The organism is Klebsiella sp. 141240, from assembly GCF_050600805.1.
In the GTDB taxonomy this organism is placed as follows: Bacteria; Pseudomonadota; Gammaproteobacteria; order Enterobacterales; family Enterobacteriaceae; genus Klebsiella; species Klebsiella aerogenes.
Genome location: NZ_JAQIRK010000022.1, coordinates 48,943 through 68,644 on the forward strand (window position 1 = coordinate 48,943; position 19,702 = coordinate 68,644).

The 19,702-nt window shown below is 56.6% G+C and carries 17 protein-coding genes; 7 read left to right on the top strand and 10 right to left on the bottom strand.

Translation table 11 applies throughout. From position 1 onward, the window contains the following. Nucleotides 1–5: 5 nt before the first annotated feature. From rutF to rutA, 6 genes are read right to left on the bottom strand one after another with little or no spacing between them, the layout of a single operon-like run. Entirely contained in the window at nucleotides 6–500 is a 495-nt protein-coding gene (rutF, locus tag PGQ95_RS23750) for an NADH-dependent FMN reductase RutF (RefSeq protein ID WP_430919566.1), read from the bottom strand. Between the two features lie 10 nt (nucleotides 501–510). Further along, on the bottom strand, nucleotides 511–1,101 hold the full coding sequence (locus tag PGQ95_RS23755; protein WP_430919568.1) for a malonic semialdehyde reductase: 591 nt from the start codon (nucleotides 1,099–1,101) through the stop codon (nucleotides 511–513). Then, nucleotides 1,098–1,901, bottom strand: a complete 804-nt coding sequence (rutD, locus tag PGQ95_RS23760) for a pyrimidine utilization protein D (RefSeq protein ID WP_430919570.1) — start codon at nucleotides 1,899–1,901, stop codon at nucleotides 1,098–1,100. The genes PGQ95_RS23755 and rutD overlap by 4 nt, the downstream gene beginning before the upstream one ends. Continuing rightward, nucleotides 1,898–2,290 carry a pyrimidine utilization protein C gene (rutC, locus tag PGQ95_RS23765; protein WP_020079164.1) on the bottom strand — a complete coding sequence of 131 codons (393 nt, stop codon included), beginning with the start codon at nucleotides 2,288–2,290 and terminating at the stop codon, nucleotides 1,898–1,900. The genes rutD and rutC overlap by 4 nt, the downstream gene beginning before the upstream one ends. Beyond that, the gene (gene rutB, locus PGQ95_RS23770; protein ID WP_213317069.1) at nucleotides 2,283–2,993 is read right to left on the bottom strand and encodes a pyrimidine utilization protein B; all 711 of its coding nucleotides are present in this window, start codon (nucleotides 2,991–2,993) and stop codon (nucleotides 2,283–2,285) included. Before rutB ends, rutC begins: the two co-directional genes overlap by 8 nt. Before the next feature lie 2 nt (nucleotides 2,994–2,995). Continuing rightward, nucleotides 2,996–4,087 (bottom strand): pyrimidine utilization protein A, encoded by a 1,092-nt coding sequence (rutA, locus tag PGQ95_RS23775; RefSeq protein WP_087858035.1) that lies wholly within the window; start codon nucleotides 4,085–4,087, stop codon nucleotides 2,996–2,998. Nucleotides 4,088–4,371: 284 nt separating this feature from the next. On the opposite strand from rutA, the gene rutR reads away from it, so the two are divergent. Next, a complete protein-coding gene (gene rutR, locus PGQ95_RS23780; protein WP_015367241.1) occupies nucleotides 4,372–5,010 on the top strand; it encodes an HTH-type transcriptional regulator RutR in 639 nt (212 codons plus the stop codon). Here the strand turns inward: rutR and PGQ95_RS23785 are convergent. Both PGQ95_RS23785 and putA read right to left on the bottom strand, forming a co-directional pair. Then, a complete protein-coding gene (locus PGQ95_RS23785) occupies nucleotides 5,007–5,402 on the bottom strand; it encodes a lysozyme inhibitor LprI family protein (RefSeq protein WP_087858034.1) in 396 nt (131 codons plus the stop codon). The genes rutR and PGQ95_RS23785 overlap by 4 nt on opposite strands. Nucleotides 5,403–5,583: 181 nt before the next feature. Further along, entirely contained in the window at nucleotides 5,584–9,546 is a 3,963-nt protein-coding gene (gene putA, locus PGQ95_RS23790; protein WP_430919573.1) for a trifunctional transcriptional regulator/proline dehydrogenase/L-glutamate gamma-semialdehyde dehydrogenase, read from the bottom strand. A gap of 422 nt (nucleotides 9,547–9,968) precedes the next feature. Between putA and putP the strand changes: the two genes are divergently transcribed. Continuing rightward, nucleotides 9,969–11,477, top strand: a complete 1,509-nt coding sequence (gene putP, locus PGQ95_RS23795) for a sodium/proline symporter PutP (protein ID WP_045365591.1) — start codon at nucleotides 9,969–9,971, stop codon at nucleotides 11,475–11,477. Between the two features lie 97 nt (nucleotides 11,478–11,574). Here the strand turns inward: putP and PGQ95_RS23800 are convergent, their stop codons facing one another. Beyond that, on the bottom strand, nucleotides 11,575–12,663 hold the full coding sequence (locus PGQ95_RS23800) for an AI-2E family transporter (protein WP_087858033.1): 1,089 nt from the start codon (nucleotides 12,661–12,663) through the stop codon (nucleotides 11,575–11,577). A 241-nt stretch (nucleotides 12,664–12,904) separates the two neighbouring features. Here PGQ95_RS23800 and PGQ95_RS23805 point away from each other — a divergent pair, with 241 nt between their 5' ends. Further along, entirely contained in the window at nucleotides 12,905–13,339 is a 435-nt protein-coding gene (locus PGQ95_RS23805; RefSeq protein WP_430919575.1) for a DUF3574 domain-containing protein, read from the top strand. Nucleotides 13,340–13,372: 33 nt separating this feature from the next. On the opposite strand, the gene PGQ95_RS23810 is transcribed toward PGQ95_RS23805, so the two are convergent. Continuing rightward, the gene (locus PGQ95_RS23810; protein ID WP_046883749.1) at nucleotides 13,373–14,557 is read right to left on the bottom strand and encodes a NupC/NupG family nucleoside CNT transporter; all 1,185 of its coding nucleotides are present in this window, start codon (nucleotides 14,555–14,557) and stop codon (nucleotides 13,373–13,375) included. A 274-nt stretch (nucleotides 14,558–14,831) separates the two neighbouring features. Here PGQ95_RS23810 and efeU point away from each other — a divergent pair, with 274 nt between their 5' ends. The 4 genes from efeU (at nucleotide 14,832) to phoH (ending at nucleotide 19,430) form a co-directional block, all read left to right on the top strand. Next, the gene (gene efeU, locus PGQ95_RS23815; protein WP_047043553.1) at nucleotides 14,832–15,662 is read left to right on the top strand and encodes an iron uptake transporter permease EfeU; all 831 of its coding nucleotides are present in this window, start codon (nucleotides 14,832–14,834) and stop codon (nucleotides 15,660–15,662) included. A gap of 53 nt (nucleotides 15,663–15,715) precedes the next feature. Further along, the gene (efeO, locus tag PGQ95_RS23820; RefSeq protein ID WP_087858030.1) at nucleotides 15,716–16,843 is read left to right on the top strand and encodes an iron uptake system protein EfeO; all 1,128 of its coding nucleotides are present in this window, start codon (nucleotides 15,716–15,718) and stop codon (nucleotides 16,841–16,843) included. A 4-nt stretch (nucleotides 16,844–16,847) separates the two neighbouring features. Continuing rightward, nucleotides 16,848–18,131, top strand: coding sequence for an iron uptake transporter deferrochelatase/peroxidase subunit (gene efeB / locus PGQ95_RS23825; protein WP_430919578.1), 1,284 nt, complete (start codon nucleotides 16,848–16,850; stop codon nucleotides 18,129–18,131). Nucleotides 18,132–18,641: 510 nt separating this feature from the next. Then, complete coding sequence (gene phoH / locus PGQ95_RS23830) at nucleotides 18,642–19,430, top strand: phosphate starvation-inducible protein PhoH (RefSeq protein WP_015367231.1); 789 nt, start codon at nucleotides 18,642–18,644, stop codon at nucleotides 19,428–19,430. The last annotated feature ends 272 nt before the right edge of the window (nucleotides 19,431–19,702 follow it).

The following is a 19,702-nucleotide window of genomic DNA, read 5'->3' on the forward strand; positions in this document are numbered from 1 at the left end:
AGAGGTTAACAAACGGGCCGCATAAGCGTGTGGTAGCTGCGGTCAAACCACATCAAACCGCGCGGTTCCTGCTGGCGGGTGATGGCCACGACCTGGCAAAACAGAATGTCATGGGTGCCGACCTGCAGCCGCTGGTCGATGCGGCAGTCGAAACTGACCAGCGCCTCTTTCAGCCGCGGGCAGCCGGTCGCGCCGGTTTGCCAGTCGGCGGCGGCGAAACGTTCCGCCATCGGGATTTTGCCGCCAAAAGTATTCGATAATGTCTCCTGCCCTGCCGAGAGGGTATTGACGCAAAGGGTTTGATGTTCGCTGAATACCGGCCAGACTGACGCCGAACGGTTGAGACATACCAGCAGCGTCGGCGGGGTATCGGTTACGCTGCAGACCGCGCTGGCGGTAAAACCGGCGCGCCCGGCAGGTCCTTCGGTGGTGATAATGTTCACCGCCGCGCCGACGTGGGCCATGGCGTCGCGAAAACTTTGTCGATCCGCTAGGTTCATTATCGTCTCCTTATACCAGCAGGCAGGCTTCATCAAAGCTCAGGCGCGGCAGCCGGTCGTACAGTTTGTCGGGGTCGCCATAGCCGATATTCACCAGCAGATTGCTTTTCCAGCCGCTGTCGGCGAAAAACGCCGCATCGACTTTCTCGCGGTCGAACCCCGACATCGGACCGGTGTCGAGGCCCAGCGCGCGGCAGGCGAAAATCAGATACGCCGCCTGCAGCGAGCTGTTGCGAAAGGCGGTTTCCTCGGCCAGCTGCGGGCTGGAAGTAAACCAGCTCCGGGCGTCGCCGTGGGGAAACAGCGCGGGCAAGCGGTCGTAAAACGCGCTATCCCAGGCCACGATGGCGGTGACCGGCGCCTGCATGGTTTTTTCCATATTGCCGCTGGAGAGCGTTGGGCGGAGTTTCGCTTTGCCCTCGGCGCTGCGCACAAAAACGATTCGCGCCGGTGAACAGTTGGCCGAGGTCGGCCCCATTTTCATCAAGTCGTAAATCTCCTGCAGTTGCCGATCGCTAACCGCCTGTTCGCGCCAGCCGTTGTAGGTTCGGGCGTGGGTGAATAGCGTCTCGCAAGCCTTTTGGTTGATTGCTTCGCTCATATATTCTCCTCGGCGACCGGCAGCAGGGCCGCCAGTCCGTCGCATAAAAGGGGGTTAAACGTCTCGCTGTCGGTAACGTTACAGGCATGGCCGCCCCAGGCCATTTCCACGAGTCGGCTATTGGGGATAGACGCCTGCAGCATTCGCGAGCAGGAGGCGGGTACCAACAGGTCGTCGGCGGCGCTGATGATGAGCGTCGGGCAGGCGATAGCCGCCGCGCGGCGCGAAAAATCCGCCTGTTTCAGGGCCTGCAGCCGTTTCAGTAAATTCTCCTTGCCCTGGAAATGGCTAATGGCCAACGCGTCTTCAGCTTCGAGACGCGGCAGGCGGGCCGCCATCCACTCCGCCGGATAGAGAAACAGCGGTTGAGCCTCGACCCACGCCTGAGCGCCGCCGGCATGCAGCAGGCGTTCGCGAACCTGAAAGCAGCGGCGGGTATGCGGGGAAAGCGTTAGCCAACCGTTAACCAGCACCAGCGCGCTGACCGCGCGCGGATAGTCGAGCGCTAATTGCATCCCAATCAGCGCCCCCAGGGCGTGGCCAACCAGCGCGAAGCGCATGATGCCCGCCGCCTGCAGGGCGCTGAACAGCTCCTGCGCCATCGTCGCCATGCTGTAATTTTCCGGCAACGGGCCGCGGTTCTCCCCGGTACCGTTATGGTCATAGAACACCAGTTGATAATGCTGTGCCAGCGCCGCCCGCTGCGCCAGCCAGTACGCGCCAGCGCCGCCAAGACCGGCGCTCAGCACCACCACCGGCGCGCCGGGCCACGGCGACGGGGCAATATTGAGCCTCATCATGTTGGAGTACCGATATGGGCGACGCTGGCAATCTCCACCAGCGCATCGGGTTTCACCAGCCCGCACTGAATACAGAAACGCGCCGGTTTATCACCGGGGAAAAACTCGGCGTAGACCTCGTTAATCGCGGCGTAATTTTGCCAGTCGGTGATAAAGATACTGTTGAAGGTCACATCCGCCATGCTGCCCCCCGCCGTTTCGATAACGCTTTTGATAATCTCCAGCACGTGACGGGTTTGCGCTTTTGGGTCGCCGGGGTAGAGCACATTGTTTTGCTTATCAAACGGCAGAGTGCCGGAGACATATACCACCCCGTCGGCGAGCGTCCCAGGAACAAAGGGGGCAATCGGCGTAGCGGTGCCCGGGGGAATAATCACCTGTTTAGGCATAGCGTTTCTCCTCGGTAAAAGCGAGCGGGGCGGCGCCTTCTATGGCACGACAGAAGCTACCGACATCGCTGACCCAGCCGAAAAAGGTTTCAATGTTGAACAACGCCGCCTGTTGCGCGAAGGCGGGGCCTGCCTGATGGGTAGCATCTTCCAGCACCACGCCGAAGTATTCGAGAAAGAAGCCATCGCGCAGCGTCGATTCGACGCAGACGTTGGTGGCGATGCCGGTGAACACCAGGTGGCGAATACCGCGGCTGCGTAAAATGCTGTCGAGCGGGGTATTGAAGAAACCGCTGTAGCGCGGTTTCGGCAGGACGATATCGCCCTCCTGCGGCCGCAATTCATCAACCAGTTGATAATCCCAACCGCCTTTCGCCAGTAATTTACCCTGCAGTTCGGGACGTTGGCGCATGGTCTTCAGCGCGTTGGATTTATGGTAATTCGGCGAGCCGGGACCGCCGGCTTCCACATACTGTTCGTCCCAGCCATTCTGGAACCAGATGATTAACATGCCGGCGGCGCGGGCGGCGGCCACCGCGAGATTAATATTATCGATAACCGGCCGGGTGGCGGAGACGTCAAAACCGGCGAGATCCAGGTATCCGCCGTGGCTTGCATAGGCGTTTTGCATATCGACCACGATCAGCGCGCTGTGCTGCGGCGACAAGGTCAGCGATTCCGGGCGAGCGGGAAGGGTAATCATCATCAGGCCACCTCGCGGTTAATGGGAGCAATGTGGTCACGGCAGCGCATCAGCGGCTGAATACGTTCGCCGAAGGCGTCAATGCCCTGCAGGAAATCATCGAAGGTCAGTAGTACGCCGTCGGTACCGGGGACCGCTGCCACCTCATCGAGCATACGGGCGACGTTGGCATAAGAGCCGACGAGGGTGCCCATATTGATGTTGACCGCGGAGGTGGGGTCGGCCATCTGGCGGACGTTGGTATCGCTGCCGGAGCGGGTATCTTTCTGGCTCTGTTCGGTCAGCCATGCCAGCGCCTCGTCATCCGCGCCGGCCTTGTAGTGTTCCCATTTAGCGCGGGCCGCTTCGTCGGTTTCGTCGGCGATCACCATAAACAGCACGTAGGAGCCGACGTCGCGACCGGTTTTTTCCGCCGCCTGCATCATACGTGCGGCGGTGGGCGCGAAGGCGGCGGGGGTATTAACCCCTTTGCCAAAGCAAAAGTTGTAGTCGGCGTGTTGGGCGGAGAATGCCATGCCGGCGTCGCTTTGCCCGGCGCAGATAACCTTCATCGGCTGCGAGGGCCGTGGGCTAACCCGGCAGTCGTTCATGGTGAAGTAATCACCTTTAAAATCGCTGCGCCCGGTGCCCCACAGATCGCGCAGAACCGTAACGTATTCTGTCAGGTAGTCATAGCGGCTGGCGAAGTATTCGTCGCCGGGCCAGATCCCCATCTGGTCATATTCCGGTTTTTGCCAGCCGGTCACCAGATTCACGCCAAAACGTCCGCCGGAGATAGAGTCGATAGTCGAGGCCATGCGGGCGACGATGGCCGGAGGGAGCGTCAACGTCGCGGCGGTGGCATAAATCTCTATCTTCGACGTCACCGCTGCCAGACCGGCCATCAGGGTGAACGATTCCAGGTTGTGATCCCAGAACTCGGTCTTCCCTCCGAAGCCGCGTAGTTTGATCATGGAGAGCGCGAAGTCGAAATGGTAGTGCTCGGCCTTCTGCACAATCGCCTTATTCAGTTCGAAGGAGGGCATATACTGCGGTGCATGGGTGGAAATTAACCAGCCGTTATTACCAATGGGAACGAAAACACCGATTTTCATAACTACCTCTCTGTCGTCATGGAAGATGAAATCGCGCGGTGCGGCATCCTGCCTCTCCCCGAACCACCTCGCAGAAGAAATAAAGCAAAGGTAATGCCAGTTTTAAAAAAGGTTTTGTTATTAATGTGTTGCGTAATGGTTGCTGGATTTGAAGGTAAAAATGTGGACTGAATGGTCAAAATCAGTGCACGAAAAAACGGCAGTCATGCGCGATCGGAGTGCGCAGGGTCGTGTCGGCGAGGGGCTTTTGCTATGCTGAAGACGACTACCGAAGGAGAAGACGTATGGCACAGGGCGCCGTGAAAAAAACCGGCAAGCGTTCACAGGCGGTGAGCGCCAAAAAAGAGGCCATTCTGGCCGCTGCGCTGGAGACCTTCTCGCAGTTCGGCATTCACGGTACGCGACTGGAGCAGGTCGCTGAACTGGCCGGGGTGTCGAAAACCAATTTACTCTATTACTACCCGTCAAAAGAGGCGCTGTACGTTGCCGTGCTGCAGCGGATCCTCGCCATCTGGCTGGCGCCGCTGCGGGCATTTCGCGAAGATATCAGTCCGCTGGTGGCGATCCGCGAATATATTCGCCTCAAGCTTGAGGTATCGCGCGATCATCCTCAGGCCTCCAGGCTGTTCTGTCTGGAGATGCTGCAGGGGGCGCCGCTGCTGATGGGCGAACTGACCGGCGATCTAAAGGCGTTGATAGATGAAAAGTCGGCGATAATCTCGTCATGGATTGATAGCGGCAAGCTGGCGGCGGTCGATCCGCAGCACCTTATCTTTATGATCTGGGCGACGACGCAGCATTACGCCGATTTTGCCACTCAGGTGGAGGCGGTGACCGGCGCAACGCTGCAGGATGAGTTGTTTTTCCAGCAAACCGTGGATAACGTGCAGCGGATGATTATCGAAGGGATCCGCGTACGTTAATTGGCCGGCGGCAGCGGGCAGTTTTGGTCGCCGTCTTCGCACTGAAGCAGCGAGGCGAGGAAGGCTTCGCGCTCGACGCTCTTATCGGTCATACACTGGCTTATCAGCATCGGTTGCATACTGCCGCCTTCCGCGCCGGAAGCGAGAAACGCGCAATCGGCGTCACGCAGCGAAATCCACGCCTGCTGGGCTTTTTTCAGCAATTCCAGCTGTTGGCCGGAGGCGCGTTTCAGCGCCTGCTGCCAGGTCTCATTCAGCTTTTTATCGGCCGCCTGATATTGTGCGGCGGCACACTGATTCATTTCGGTTTGCGTGTTGGCGTTGCTGCAGTCATCCGCCCACGCCGCACCGCTGGCTAATAGGGCAGCCACGGCAATTAAAGTGCGTTTCATCGTTCTACTCCCATAAAAAAAGCTCCCATCCGGGAGCCTTAATTAAGCACAGCTGACGTCGGCTGTCATTAGTTGAACACGCCGTAGATTTCCCGGAAGACGGCGCACAGCGCCTCATCCGGGCTACCCTTTGGCGGGGTTATGTAGCCCCGGTAAGCGTAGCGCCACCGGGGAGCCCGTTTTAGCCGATGGTCATGAGGCTGGCGTTACCGCCTGCCGCGGCGGTGTTGACGCTCAACGAACGCTCGATATACAGGCGCTCCAGCAGCAGATTGGTTTCGCCGCGGGCAAAGCCCTGCACCGATACAATCGCCCCGTCGCGCGCCGCCACCTGCTCACACAGCTCGCGCAACTGATCGGAATCACCGTGATAAATGACCGCGTCGAAAGCCTGGCTGGTCAACTGATCCGCTTTCGCAAAATGAATCCGCTCGCTGACCTCACGCGGCAGTTTCTTCGCCAGTTCGCGCTGCAGGGCGCTATCCGGCCACAGCACTTCACAGCCAACCGCCATCGCCGCCGCCAGCTGAATCAGCGCGTCCTGCTCGTTATCCGCCACGCACAATACGCGTTCGCGCGGCATCAGCGTCAGGGTATTACGCTCGCCGGTTGGTCCTGGCAGCAGACGTTGGGTGCCGCTTTGCGCCAGCTCGCTGTATTGCTGACACAGCGCCTGCAGTTCAGGACGGCCTGCCGCCCACTGCTGCAGCGCCTGCAGCGGTTTTTCCAGCAGCGTTTTCAACTGGGCGTCCAGCGGACGCTCCGCATCCTGGCGGGCGAAAGTGACGCCGACCGCGCCCTGCGGGCGACTGGACAGCAGGCGATACAGGTACAGCGGGCCGCCGGCTTTCGGGCCGGTACCCGATAACCCTTCGCCGCCGAACGGCTGTACGCCGACCACCGCGCCAACCATATTGCGGTTAACATACAGGTTGCCGACTTTCGCGCTGCCGGTGACCTGAGCGATGGTTTCGTCGATGCGGGTATGCACGCCGAGGGTCAGACCGTAGCCGGAGGCGTTAATCTGCTCGACCAGCTTATCCAGTTCGTTACGGTTATAGCGCACCACGTGCAGAACCGGGCCAAAGACCTCTTTTTTCAGTTCGTCGAAGCTCTCGAGTTCGATAAGTGTCGGCGCGACGAACGTACCGTGATTCCATTCGCGGGCATCTTCGCTATTTTCACGTACCGCCTGGAAGACATTGCGGCCTTTCGCGCGCAGCGCCTGAATATGGCGTTCGATATTCTCTTTGGCTTCCGCGTCGATTACCGGGCCGATATCGGTGGTCAGGCGACCCGGATTACCCATCCGGCATTCGCTCATTGCGCCGCGCAGCATGGTTAACGTATGGTCGGCTACTTCTTCCTGCAGGCACAGCACGCGCAGGGCAGAACAGCGTTGGCCGGCGCTGTCGAAAGCCGAGGCCAGTACGTCGATCACCACCTGCTCGGTGAGCGCCGACGAGTCGACGATCATCGCGTTCATACCGCCGGTTTCCGCGATAAGCGGTGTCGGACGGCCCTGCGCATCAAGGCGGTTAGCGATGTTGCGCTGCAGCAGCGTCGCTACTTCGGTCGAACCGGTAAACATTACGCCGCGTACGCGTTCATCTGAGGTTAGCGCGGCGCCGACGGTTTCCCCGCGGCCCGGCAGCAGTTGAATCACGCCCGGCGGCACGCCGGCTTCCAGCAGAATCGCCACGCCTTGCGCGGCGATAAGCGGCGTCTGCTCGGCCGGTTTGGCCAGCACGCTGTTGCCTGCCGCCAGCGCCGCGGCAATCTGGCCGGTGAAGATCGCCAGCGGGAAGTTCCACGGGCTGATACAGACGACCGGACCTAACGGGCGGTGGGTTTCATTATCGAAATCGTCACGCACCTGACCGGCATAATAGTGCAGGAAGTCGACGGCTTCGCGCACTTCAGCAATGGCGTTGCTGAAGGTTTTGCCAGCTTCGCGTACCAGGATCCCCATCAGGGTCGGCATCTGGCTTTCCATCAACACGGCGGCGCGCTCAAGAATGGCGGCGCGTTCCTGCGGCGGGGTGGCGAACCAGATTGGCGCGCTATTGATAGCACTGGTTAGCGCCTGCTGCACTTCGGCATCGCTGGCTTCGCGCACGTAGCCGACGATATCTTTCGGTTCTGCCGGGTTGATGACCGGCTGCATTTCGCCTTCGGCCACCGGCTGCTCCAGCATCGGTAGCGCCTGCCATTTGTGCAGCGCGCTGTTAAGCAGCGAAGAGGAGAGGGAGGCCAGTCGGTGTTCGTTAGCCAGATCCAGACCGGCGGAGTTGCTGCGGCCGTTACCGTAGAGATCGCGCGGCAACGGAATTTTCGGATGCGGCAGGCCGGCCTGGCCTTCCTGCTGCGCCAGTTTTTCTACCGCGCTGACCGGATCGGCCACCAGTTCGTCCAGCGGCAGGGTATTATCCGCGATACGGTTAACGAAGGAGGTATTGGCGCCGTTTTCCAACAAACGACGTACCAGATAAGCCAGCAGCGTTTCATGGGTACCGACCGGCGCGTAGATACGGCACGGACGGTTTAGTTTGCCGTCGGCGACTTTGCCCACGACCTGCTCATACAGCGGTTCGCCCATGCCGTGCAGGCACTGGAATTCATACTGGCCAGGATAGTAGTTTTGTCCAGCCAGTTGGTAGATAGCCGCCAGCGTGTGGGCGTTATGGGTAGCAAATTGCGGATAAATCAGGTTCGGTACCGCCAGCAGCTTTTTGGCGCAGGCGAGATAAGAAACGTCGGTGTAGACCTTACGGGTATAAACCGGATAGCCTTCGAGGCCTTCCATCTGCGCGCGTTTGATTTCGCTATCCCAATAGGCGCCTTTCACCAGGCGGATCATCAGGCGACGGCGGCTGCGGGTCGCCATGTCGATCAGCGAATCAATCACAAACGGGCAGCGTTTCTGGTAGGCCTGAATAACAAAGCCGATTCCGTTCCAGCCGGCCAATTCCGGTTCAAAGCACAGTTTTTCCAGCAGATCGAGGGAGATCTCCAGACGATCGGCCTCTTCGGCGTCGATGTTAATACCGATGTCGTACTGGCGCGCCAGCAGCGTCAGCGATTTAAGGCGCGGATAGAGCTCTTCCATGACCCGGTCATACTGCGCGCGGCTGTAGCGCGGGTGCAGCGCGGAGAGTTTAATCGAGATACCCGGACCTTCATAAATGCCGCGGCCGTTGGAGGCTTTACCGATGGCGTGGATCGCCTGCTGATAAGAGACCATGTAGGCCTGCGCATCGGCGGCGGTCAGCGCGGCTTCGCCGAGCATATCGTAGGAGTAACGGAACCCTTTCTCTTCCAGCTTGCGGGCGTTGGCCAGCGCTTCGGCGATGGTTTCCCCGGTGACGAACTGCTCGCCCATCAGGCGCATCGCCATATCGACGCCTTTGCGGATCAGCGGTTCGCCGCTCTTGCCAATAATGCGGTTCAGCGAGCGGGAGAGGCTGGTCTCGTTATGGGTCGACACCAGTTTCCCGGTAAACAACAAGCCCCAGGTGGCGGCGTTGACGAACAGCGACGGGCTACGGCCGATATGCGATTGCCAGTTGCCGTTGCTGATTTTGTCGCGGATTAGCGCATCACGGGTGGCTTTATCCGGAATACGCAGCAGCGCTTCGGCCAGGCACATCAGCGCCACGCCTTCTTGTGAGGAGAGTGAGAATTCCTGCAGCAAGCTTTGCACCATCCCGGCGCGGCCGCTGGCGGTTTTCTGATTCCGCAGTTTTTCCGCCAGTTGGTAAGCCAGCTTGTGCGCCTGTTCGCCTAACGGCTGCGGCAGACGGGCCTGTTCCAGCAACATCGGTACCGCATCGGTTTCCGGGCGACGCCAGGCCGCGGTGATCGCCGCGCGGCTGACCGACTGCGGCAGGATTTGTTCGGCGAATTCGAGGAACGGCTGATACGGCTCGTCCGCCGGAGCGCCTGCTTCATCACTTTCATTGGCGGCGCCGGAGAGGAGCGCCGGCAGTTCCGGCAGCGTCTCGTCGTTTTCCAGCTTTTCCAGATAGTTGAAAATGGCTTGCTTAATCAGCCAGTGCGGCGTGCGGTCAATACGGCTCGCGGCGGACTTAATGCGTTCGCGCGTGGCGTCGTCAAGTTTTACACCCATGGTGGTGGTGCCCATTGCGGGAACTCCTGTTAGCTATGTAATGCCCTTTTATTGGTTGCGTAGAAATATCACCCATGTTGCAACTTTGTGCAACCTTGTTAATTGTGACCTGGCTAGCAAGCTGAGAAATGAATGAATTGTTAATAGCCTTGATAAGATTTTCCAATAAATAGCCTCATTCAAATAACGTATTTATCTGCGTTGCTTAACAGTTTTTTCAGGTGCAACCCGTAAAAACGTGAGGGAGTGCAACCTATAGAAAATTGCTATTTTTCCTGAGACAACTTTCGTGTAAATGCTGTGTTAAATCGTTTGTGAAATACCGACGCATCCGTCAGGATACGCTCGCCCAATACAACCAATACGCCATTACCCCGTTCCGGTAGTGGCTAAAACGACAAAGTTGGACGTTGTCGAAATAAATTCTGGAGATTTGCATGGCTATTAGCACACCCATGTTGGTGACGTTTATTGTTTATATTTTTGGCATGGTACTGATAGGTTTTATTGCCTGGCGCTCAACCAAGAACTTTGACGATTATATTCTCGGCGGCCGCAGCCTTGGGCCATTTGTGACCGCGCTCTCTGCCGGTGCATCGGATATGAGCGGCTGGCTGCTGATGGGGTTACCGGGGGCGATTTTTCTCTCCGGGATTTCCGAAAGCTGGATCGCCATCGGCCTGACCCTGGGGGCGTGGATTAACTGGAAACTGGTGGCCGGGCGCCTGCGCGTGCATACCGAAGTCAACAACAACGCCCTGACGCTGCCGGACTATTTTACCGGCCGCTTCGAAGATAAAAGCCGTGTGCTGCGTATTATCTCCGCGCTGGTTATCTTACTGTTCTTCACTATTTATTGTGCTTCCGGGATTGTTGCCGGCGCGCGTCTGTTCGAAAGCACCTTCGGTATGAGCTATGAAACCGCGCTGTGGGCCGGTGCCGCCGCGACAATCATCTATACCTTCGTGGGCGGTTTCCTGGCGGTAAGCTGGACCGATACCGTGCAGGCCAGCCTGATGATCTTCGCGCTGATTTTAACGCCGGTGATGGTGATTATCTCGGTCGGCGGTTTCGGCGATTCGCTGGAAGTGATTAAGCAAAAAAGCATCGAAAATATCGACATGCTCAAGGGACTGAACTTCGTGGCGATTATTTCGCTGATGGGTTGGGGTCTCGGTTATTTCGGCCAGCCGCATATTCTGGCGCGCTTTATGGCGGCGGATTCTCACCACAGCATTGTTCATGCGCGTCGTATTAGTATGACCTGGATGATCCTGTGCCTGGCGGGCGCGGTATCGGTCGGTTTCTTCGGTATCGCCTACTTTAATAACAACCCGAGCCTGGCGGGCGCGGTTAACCAGAACGCCGAACGGGTATTTATCGAATTGGCGCAAATCCTGTTTAACCCGTGGATTGCCGGGATCCTGCTGTCGGCCATTCTGGCGGCGGTTATGTCGACCCTGAGCTGCCAGCTGCTGGTCTGCTCCAGCGCGATTACCGAAGATCTGTATAAAGCCTTCCTGCGTAAAAACGCCGGTCAGAAAGAGTTAGTCTGGATCGGCCGCTTCATGGTGCTGGTGGTAGCGCTGATTGCGATTGCGCTGGCCGCTAACCCGGAAAACCGCGTACTGGGGCTGGTCAGCTACGCATGGGCAGGCTTTGGCGCCGCATTTGGCCCGGTGGTGCTGTTCTCGGTGATGTGGTCGCGTATGACTCGTAACGGCGCGCTGGCCGGGATGATTATTGGCGCGGTCACGGTTATCGTCTGGAAACAGTTCGGCTGGCTGGGACTGTATGAAATCATCCCTGGCTTCCTGTTCGGCAGTATCGGGATTGTGGTCTTCAGCCTGCTGGGCAAAGCGCCATCGGCGGCGATGCAACAGCGTTTTGCCGAAGCGGACGCGCATTACCATTCCGCGCCGCCGGTACGTGCTACCGCTGAATAAAAGTAGCGAGCATCAGAAACCGCAACGGCTCCCATCAGGGAGCCGTTTTTTTTCGCCGCCTGTAAGGCCCGGCTGAAAGCGACTGGCGGCAAGGCGGTTACTTCGCCGCGCCTTCGTTTACCCAGTTCATGAAGATCAGATACCCGATGGAGAGCAGGGTGGCGCCAATAAACATCCCGAGAATGCCATCGGTGGCCATGCCGCCCAACGCGCCGAGCAGAACGATCGGCATCGGCGCATCTACGCCGCGGCCCAACATCAGCGGTTTGAGGACGTTATCGACCATCCCGGCGACAATCAGCAGGACGGTAAACACGACATTCACCGCGGTGCCGTGGTCGCCGGTCATCCACATAATGGCAATCGCCGGGGCGGTAACCAGAATCACCGGGATTTGCGCGATGCCGAGCACCAGCGCCAGCACGAAGAAGATGCCGGCGGCCGGGATCCCCGCCAACGCAATGATAATTCCCGTCAGCAAGGCCTGAATCAGCGCCACGCCAATAACCCCCTGCGCCACGGCGCGAATGGTGCCGGTGCACAGGCGACTCAGGGCAAGACCTTTATTTTCATCGGTGATACGGATGGCGATACGTTTGGCGCTGTTGGCGCCCGCCGCGCCCCAGGTCATGATGGCGCCGGCAACAATAAAGGAGAGAACAAAGCCCAGCAGCCCGCCGCCCATACTTGCCAGTACACCGAGCACCAGTTTTGCCGCCTCGCCAATTTGCGCGTGATAGCTACTCAGTACGGCAGGCAGGTCCGCTGAGGCTTTCAGCCAGAACGCATATAACTTACCGCCGACAAGGGGAATAGAGGCGACGTTAGCCGAAGGCGGCGGCAGCGTCAGATCGCTGCCGCTGACTTTATCAATCAGGCTACCGGCGCTTTCGCCAAGCGAGGTCACCATGAAAATGGTCGGAATGACGATAATCAGCAGGCCGAATAATACTAATATGGTCGATGCCAGCCCCTGCCGCCCGCCTATGCGTCGCGCGATGTGTTGATGTAAAGGATAGAGGGTGACGGCCAGAATCAGCGCCCACAGCATCATGTTCAGGAACGGCGAGAAGACGGTAAAGCAGAAGGAGGCCAGCGCCAGTATCAAGCCGAACTTAATAAACATATCGAGAAAGCGGGTGACAATTCTTTTCTCAATATTAGCTAACTCATTATTTTCTATCATGAATTATTCCAGTTGTTATTTTACGCGGCCGCCAGGCCAGTTAAAAACGCTCAACTATAGAGAAGTCTTTGAAATAAAAAACGCAGGAAATAATTTAAAAAAGAATTTCGCCCAGGCTGTGTTTATCAGTGTAGAACAAAAGAAAATACGCCGTATCGCCAGAGAGTAATGTTCGCGCCGCTCTTGCTAATTCACTGAAAATACGCTGATATCTGGGTACAAATAACAATGAGGATAGCAAATGAAATTACCCCAGGCCGCCGCGGCGCTGATCGTTGCTGCACTGTTGACAGGATGCGTGGCGCCATCCGAGAAAAGCGCCGCGCGCGTTGATAATAACGTCTGCCCGGCGGACAACGCGATGGTGCAAACCACCCTTTATTTCGGCCTTAGCCGGCCAGTGGGGAAAGATATTACCGCCCAGGAGTGGCAGCAGTTTGTCGACCGCGATGTGACGCCGCGTTTTCGCGATGGCCTGACGGTTGTTGACGCCCGCGGCCAGTGGTTAGGCAACAATGGCGCAGTCGCCCGCGAGTCTAGTAAGGCGCTCATGCTGATTCATAGCAAAGATGCGAAAAGCGAGGAGGGGATTGAAGCGTTGCGTAATACTTATAAGGCGCGATTCGCCCAGGAGTCCGTTATGCGCGTTGATCAGCCGGTGTGTGTACATTTCTGAAGAACAGGGCGGGGAGAGCCCCCGCCCGACGAGTTACAGCACCAGCCCGGCAAAACTGGCTGACAGCAGGCTCACCAGCGTCGCGCCATAGACCAGACGCAGGCCGAAGCGGGAAACGGTGTTGCCTTGTTGCTCGTTAAGCCCTTTAATCGCCCCGGCAATGATGCCAATGGAGGCGAAGTTGGCAAACGAGACGAGGAACACCGAAAGGATCCCTAGCCCGCGCGGCGTCATGCTGGCGGCAATTTTCTGCAGCTCGATCATCGCCACGAATTCATTGGCAACCAGCTTGGTAGCCATAATACTCCCGGCATTTAACGCGTCGCTTAAAGGAATACCCACCAGCCACGCCAGCGGATAAAAGACGTAACCGAGGATTTGCTGGAAGCTTAGGCCGAAGACGGTCGCAAATAACGCATTAACGGCGCTAATCAGGGCGATAAAGCCGATTAGCATCGCCAGAATAATCATCGCCACCTTAAAGCCTGCCAGGATATATTCGCCCAGCATTTCAAAGAAGCTCTGCGATTCATGCATCTTTTCAAGCTTTATTTCTGCTTCGCTACCGGGGCGCGTAGGATTAATAATCGACAGCACAATAAAGGTGCTGAACATATTAAGAATCAACGCCGCCACCACGTATTTCGCATCAAGCATGGTCATATACGCGCCGACGATCGACAGTGATACCGTTGACATGGCTGTTGCTGCCATCGTGAACAGGCGACGCGAAGAGAGGTCCCCGAGTACGCCTTTGTAAGCAATAAAGTTTTCCGACTGGCCGAGGATCAGCGAGCTGACGGCGTTGAAGGATTCCAGCTTGCCCATGCCGTTCACCTTCGACAGTAGGGTGCCGATAAGACGAATAAAGATCGGCAGAATACGCCAGTGTTGCAGAATACCTATCAGCGCGGAAATAAAGACGATCGGACACAGTACGCCGAGGAAAATAAAGGCCAGTCCTTTTTCACCCATTCCGCCAAATACGAAGTTGGTCCCTTCAGCGGCGAACCCGAGTAACGAAGCAAAAAAGCCAGAGATATTTTTCACTACCCATAAACCGCTTTCGGCGTGAAGGAAAAAGAAAGCCAGGGCGATTTCAATAATAATTAACTGCAGAATGTAGCGAATGCGGATTTTTTGTCGGTCATAGCTGGCAAGCCAGGCAAGGCCAAGAATAACCGCCAGCGCCAGCAGGAAGTGCAAAATTTGAGTCATGTTATTTATTTCGCAGATAAATCAGGACCGCCATTTAGCCACAGCGCTTAAGCCCGGTAAATATGCGACATAAAAAATCATGCTATATGCCATTTTAATGCTTAGCTGGTGAGATATTTTCGCAAGTGACTATTTTGTAGCGATTAATTTACAACTAGTCATCATTCCCTGAACATTTCGCTTGTGTTTCTCATTGTTGTAATGATAATCACTATCAGAAATATTTACCTATCTTTGCATCCGTTGACTGCGGTTCACATTTAAGGGTTTCGGCATGTTTGTTCCATTTCTCATCATGTTACGCGAAGGGCTGGAAGCCGCGCTGATTGTCAGCCTGATTGCCAGCTATTTAAAACGAACCCAGCGCGGGAGCTGGATCGGCGTCATGTGGATTGGCGTATTCCTCGCGGCGGCGCTCTGTCTCGGGCTGGGGATTTTTATTAACGAGACCACCGGAGAATTTCCGCAGCGCGAACAGGAGCTGTTTGAAGGCATCGTGGCGGTGATAGCGGTATTTATCCTCACCTGGATGGTGTTCTGGATGCGTAAAGTGTCGCGCAACGTCAAACAACAGCTGGAACAGGCGGTAGATAACGCGCTGCAGCGCGGGAATAACCACGGCTGGGCGCTGGTGATGATGGTGTTTTTTGCGGTTGCCCGCGAAGGCCTGGAGTCGGTCTTTTTCCTGCTGGCGGCATTCCAGCAGGATGTCGGCATCTGGCCGCCGCTGGGGGCGATGCTCGGCCTGGCGACGGCGGTGGTATTAGGTTTCCTGCTTTACTGGGGCGGTATCCGCCTTAATCTCGGCGTGTTCTTCAAATGGACCAGTCTGTTTATCCTGCTGGTGGCGGCCGGTCTGGCCGCCGGGGCGATTCGCGCTTTCCATGAGGCGGGGCTGTGGAATTATTTCCAGAACGTCGCCTTTGATCTTAGCAACGTGGTATCGACGCATACGCTGTTCGGCACGTTGCTGGAAGGCATCTTTGGTTATCAGGAGACGCCAACCGTCAGTGAAGTGGCGGTTTATCTCCTCTATTTGATCCCGGCGCTGGTGTGCTTTGCCTTGCCGCCGGGCAGCAAAACGACAGCATCGCGAGCCGCGTAATTCAGGCGCCGCTGATTAATATAGTTACAACATACTTTTCGAAAGGGATGGTCATGATAATTCATTTTCGCCGTACTGCGCTGCAGTTAACCGTCGCCGCGCTGTTTAGTTCCGCATTTTACGCTCAGGCTGCGGATATCCCGCAGGTGAAGGTCACCGTCAACGACAAGCAGTGCGAACCGATGAATGTGACGGTGAAGGCGGGTAAAACCCAGTTCATCATCCAGAACCACAGCCAAAAAGCGCTGGAGTGGGAGATCCTGAAAGGAGTGATGGTGGTCGAGGAGCGTGAAAACATCGCGCCAGGATTTACGCAAAAATTGACGGCCAACCTGCAGCCGGGCGAATACGATATGACCTGCGGCCTGCTGACTAACCCGAAAGGTAAGCTTATTGTCACCGGTGAAACCAGCAAAGATGCGGCAAAAGCCAATGCGGTGCTGAGTCTTGGCGAGGCGATTACTGCCTATAAAGCTTACGTTACCGCGGAAACCGCGCAGCTGGTTAGCGGCACTAAAGCCTTTACCGATGCCGTAAAAGCCGGTGATATCGAGAAAGCGAAGGCGCTGTACGCCCCGACCCGTCAGCACTACGAGCGCATCGAGCCGATTGCTGAGCTGTTCTCTGACCTCGACGGCAGCATTGACGCCCGTGAAGATGATTTTGAGAAAAAAGCTGAGGATCCGAAATTCACCGGTTTCCACCGCCTGGAAAAAGCGCTGTTTGGCGATAACAGCGTGAAGGGAATGGAAAACTATGCCGAACAGTTGAACAGCGATGTGCTGGAACTGCAAAAACGCATTAGCGAGCTGGCTTTCCCGCCGTCGAAAGTGGTAGGCGGCGCGGCTGGGCTGATCGAAGAAGTGGCGGCCAGCAAAATTAGCGGCGAAGAAGATCGTTACAGCCATACCGACCTGTGGGACTTCCAGGCTAACATCGACGGCGCGCAAAAAATCGTTGACCTGCTGCGCCCGCAGCTGCAAAAAGATAATAGCGCGCTGCTGGCTAAGGTTGACGCCAACTTTAAAAAAGTTGATGCCATCCTCGCTAAATATCGCACGAAAGACGGTTTCGAGACCTATGACAAGCTCACCACCGCTGACCGTAATGCGCTGAAAGGGCCGATCACGACGCTGGCAGAAGATCTGGCACAGCTGCGTGGGATTTTGGGCCTGGATTAATTCGATGACACAACAAAAATCACGCGACGTGAATGAACCGTCACGTCGCCGCTTACTGAAGGGGATCGGCGTGCTTGGCGGCGCGCTGGCCATCAGCGGCGGCTGCCCGATGGCGCAGGCGGCGAAAGCGGAAAGCTCTCCCGGTACGCTTGCACCGGATGCGCGTCAGGAAAAACAGCCATTTTATGGCCCGCATCAGGCGGGCATCCTGACGCCGCAGCAGGCCTCGATGATGCTGGTGGCGTTTGATGTGCTGGCGGCGGATAAAGCCGACCTCGAACGCCTGTTCCGCTTGTTGACCCAGCGGATCGCCTTTTTAACCACAGGCGGTCCGGCGCCGGATACCCCGAATCCCCGATTGCCGCCGATGGATTCCGGGATTTTAGGGCCGTGGATTGCGCCGGATAACCTGACTATCACCGTCTCGGTCGGCCATTCGCTGTTCGATGAGCGCTTTGGATTAGCGGATAAAGCGCCTAAAAAACTGCAGGCAATGACGCGTTTCCCGAATGATTCGCTGGATGCCGCGCTGTGCCATGGCGATCTGCTACTGCAGATTTGTGCCAATACCCAGGATACGGTCATTCACGCACTGCGTGACATTATCAAGCACACGCCCGATCTGCTGAGCGTGCGCTGGAAGCGGGAAGGGTTTATTTCTGATAGCGCGGCCCGTAGCAAAGGCAAAGAAACGCCTATTAACCTGCTGGGCTTTAAAGACGGTACCGCTAATCCGTCGAGCCAGGATAAAGCGCTAATGGATAATGTGGTGTGGGTTACTGCCGACCAGGGCGAACCGGCCTGGGCGATCGGCGGTAGTTATCAGGCTGCGCGTATCATTCAGTTCCACGTTGAGTTCTGGGATCGTACGCCGCTGAAAGAGCAGCAGACTATTTTTGGCCGCGATAAACATTCTGGCGCGCCGTTAGGGATGCAGCATGAACATGATGTTCCGGACTATAGTCGCGATCCAAACGGCGAAGTGATTGCCCTTGATAGCCATATTCGCCTTGCGAACCCGCGTACGCCGGAAACGCAGTCCAGCCTGATGATGCGCCGCGGTTACAGCTATTCGTTGGGAGTCACCAACTCGGGGCAACTGGATATGGGGTTGTTGTTCGTCTGCTATCAGCACGATCTGGAAAAGGGATTCCTGACGGTGCAGAAACGGCTGAACGGCGAGGCCCTGGAGGAGTACGTTAAACCGATTGGCGGCGGATACTTCTTTGTATTGCCCGGCGTGATGAATAACCAGCATTATCTTGGACAATCGCTGTTGCAAGCCTGATAGACGTCCTGCCGGCGAAGGCAGGGCGTTTTCTGCTGTTTTTCTCGGATTCAATATATTTCCTGCCATGTGTTATATTTCTGTAATACAAATGACGGATAGTTTTCTACAATGATTTTAGAAACCATTGTTGCGTCAATGTAAAAAATAAGTTGCATTAAGAATAATTTTTGATGTACTTATTACATACGCGGTAGTTCCCGGCAGTGATGTCGCTCACTATGGAGATCGCGAATGGTAAGGTCCTGTAGCGGACAACGTAAAACCACATACCGTACTTTCCAGCACGGAGGCCCAGCTTCCGGCAGCGATTTTCACTCTGTAACCCCAATCTCTTCCACTACTAATCAGGCTAACTCTGGCAGGGTACGCGGTGCGCGTAGCCGCGACTCGTTGTCCATTCAATCGGCAAGCAATGGCTTACAAGGAAGCCAAACCTCAATCGTTCGTGCGCATAATCGCGTTGCTCTTGACGCGCGTGATGTAAACCAACAACGCAAGGTGCTATCCATGGGAAGACAAAAAGCAGTGATCAAAGCTCGTCGTGAGGCAAAACGTGTGCTGAGACGGGATTCGCGTAGCCATAAACAACGTGAAGAAGAATCGGTCACATCGCTTGTGCAAATGAGTGGCGTAGAAGCAATCGGCATGGCGCGGGATAGCCGCGATCTTTCGCCGATTGAAGCGCGTAATGAAGCTCAGGCGCATTATTTGAATGCCATCGACAATAAACAGCTGATTTTCGCCACCGGCGAAGCCGGGTGCGGGAAGACCTGGATCAGCGCGGCTAAAGCAGCTGAAGCCCTGATCCATAAGGATGTGGACAGAATTATTGTTACCCGTCCCGTTCTGCAGGCCGACGAAGATCTCGGCTTCTTACCGGGAGATATCGCCGAAAAATTCGCTCCCTATTTCCGACCGGTATATGACGTGCTGGTGAAGCGGTTGGGCGCTTCCTTTATGCAATACTGCCTGCGTCCGGAAATCGGCAAGGTAGAAATCGCGCCGTTCGCCTATATGCGCGGACGCACCTTTGAAAACGCGGTGGTGATTCTGGACGAGGCCCAGAACGTGACCGCGGCGCAAATGAAGATGTTTTTGACCCGCCTCGGGGAGAACGTCACGGTTATCGTCAACGGCGATATTACCCAGTGTGATTTGCCCTCTGGCGTAAAATCGGGTCTGAGTGATGCGTTGTCGCGTTTTGAAGAAGACGACATGATTGGCATCGTACGCTTTACCACCGATGACTGCGTGCGTTCAACGCTCTGCCAGCGAACGTTGAAAGCCTATTACTAAACGCTAGTGAGTGTGCAAAGCCCGGGATATCCCGGGCTTTGTTGCTTTTGCAGCATTTCCCCGGCGGCGCTGCGCTTGGCCGGGCTACTGGCTGGTGGTGCTTCCTGTGGGATGAGTAGCCCGGGCGAGGCATTTATGCCGACCCCGGGAAAGTTTACAGGGGCCAGATGCGAAAAGAGCCCGTACTTTCGTACGAGCTCTTCTTAAAATATGGCGGTGAGGGGGGGATTGACTCGCTTCGCTCGCCCCTGCGGGGCAGCCCGCTTACTGCG

Bases quoted from the DNA above. Each gene is read 5' to 3' on its own strand.
- rutF (WP_430919566.1), bottom strand. From the start codon at position 500: ATGAACCTAGCGGATCGACAAAGTTTTCGCGACGCCATGGCCCACGTC.
- PGQ95_RS23755 (WP_430919568.1), bottom strand. From the start codon at position 1,101: ATGAGCGAAGCAATCAACCAAAAGGCTTGCGAGACGCTATTCACCCAC.
- rutD (WP_430919570.1), bottom strand. From the start codon at position 1,901: ATGATGAGGCTCAATATTGCCCCGTCGCCGTGGCCCGGCGCGCCGGTG.
- rutC (WP_020079164.1), bottom strand. From the start codon at position 2,290: ATGCCTAAACAGGTGATTATTCCCCCGGGCACCGCTACGCCGATTGCC.
- rutB (WP_213317069.1), bottom strand. From the start codon at position 2,993: ATGATTACCCTTCCCGCTCGCCCGGAATCGCTGACCTTGTCGCCGCAG.
- rutA (WP_087858035.1), bottom strand. From the start codon at position 4,087: ATGAAAATCGGTGTTTTCGTTCCCATTGGTAATAACGGCTGGTTAATT.
- rutR (WP_015367241.1), top strand. From the start codon at position 4,372: ATGGCACAGGGCGCCGTGAAAAAAACCGGCAAGCGTTCACAGGCGGTG.
- PGQ95_RS23785 (WP_087858034.1), bottom strand. From the start codon at position 5,402: ATGAAACGCACTTTAATTGCCGTGGCTGCCCTATTAGCCAGCGGTGCG.
- putA (WP_430919573.1), bottom strand. From the start codon at position 9,546: ATGGGCACCACCACCATGGGTGTAAAACTTGACGACGCCACGCGCGAA.
- putP (WP_045365591.1), top strand. From the start codon at position 9,969: ATGGCTATTAGCACACCCATGTTGGTGACGTTTATTGTTTATATTTTT.
- PGQ95_RS23800 (WP_087858033.1), bottom strand. From the start codon at position 12,663: ATGATAGAAAATAATGAGTTAGCTAATATTGAGAAAAGAATTGTCACC.
- PGQ95_RS23805 (WP_430919575.1), top strand. From the start codon at position 12,905: ATGAAATTACCCCAGGCCGCCGCGGCGCTGATCGTTGCTGCACTGTTG.
- PGQ95_RS23810 (WP_046883749.1), bottom strand. From the start codon at position 14,557: ATGACTCAAATTTTGCACTTCCTGCTGGCGCTGGCGGTTATTCTTGGC.
- efeU (WP_047043553.1), top strand. From the start codon at position 14,832: ATGTTTGTTCCATTTCTCATCATGTTACGCGAAGGGCTGGAAGCCGCG.
- efeO (WP_087858030.1), top strand. From the start codon at position 15,716: ATGATAATTCATTTTCGCCGTACTGCGCTGCAGTTAACCGTCGCCGCG.
- efeB (WP_430919578.1), top strand. From the start codon at position 16,848: ATGACACAACAAAAATCACGCGACGTGAATGAACCGTCACGTCGCCGC.
- phoH (WP_015367231.1), top strand. From the start codon at position 18,642: ATGGGAAGACAAAAAGCAGTGATCAAAGCTCGTCGTGAGGCAAAACGT.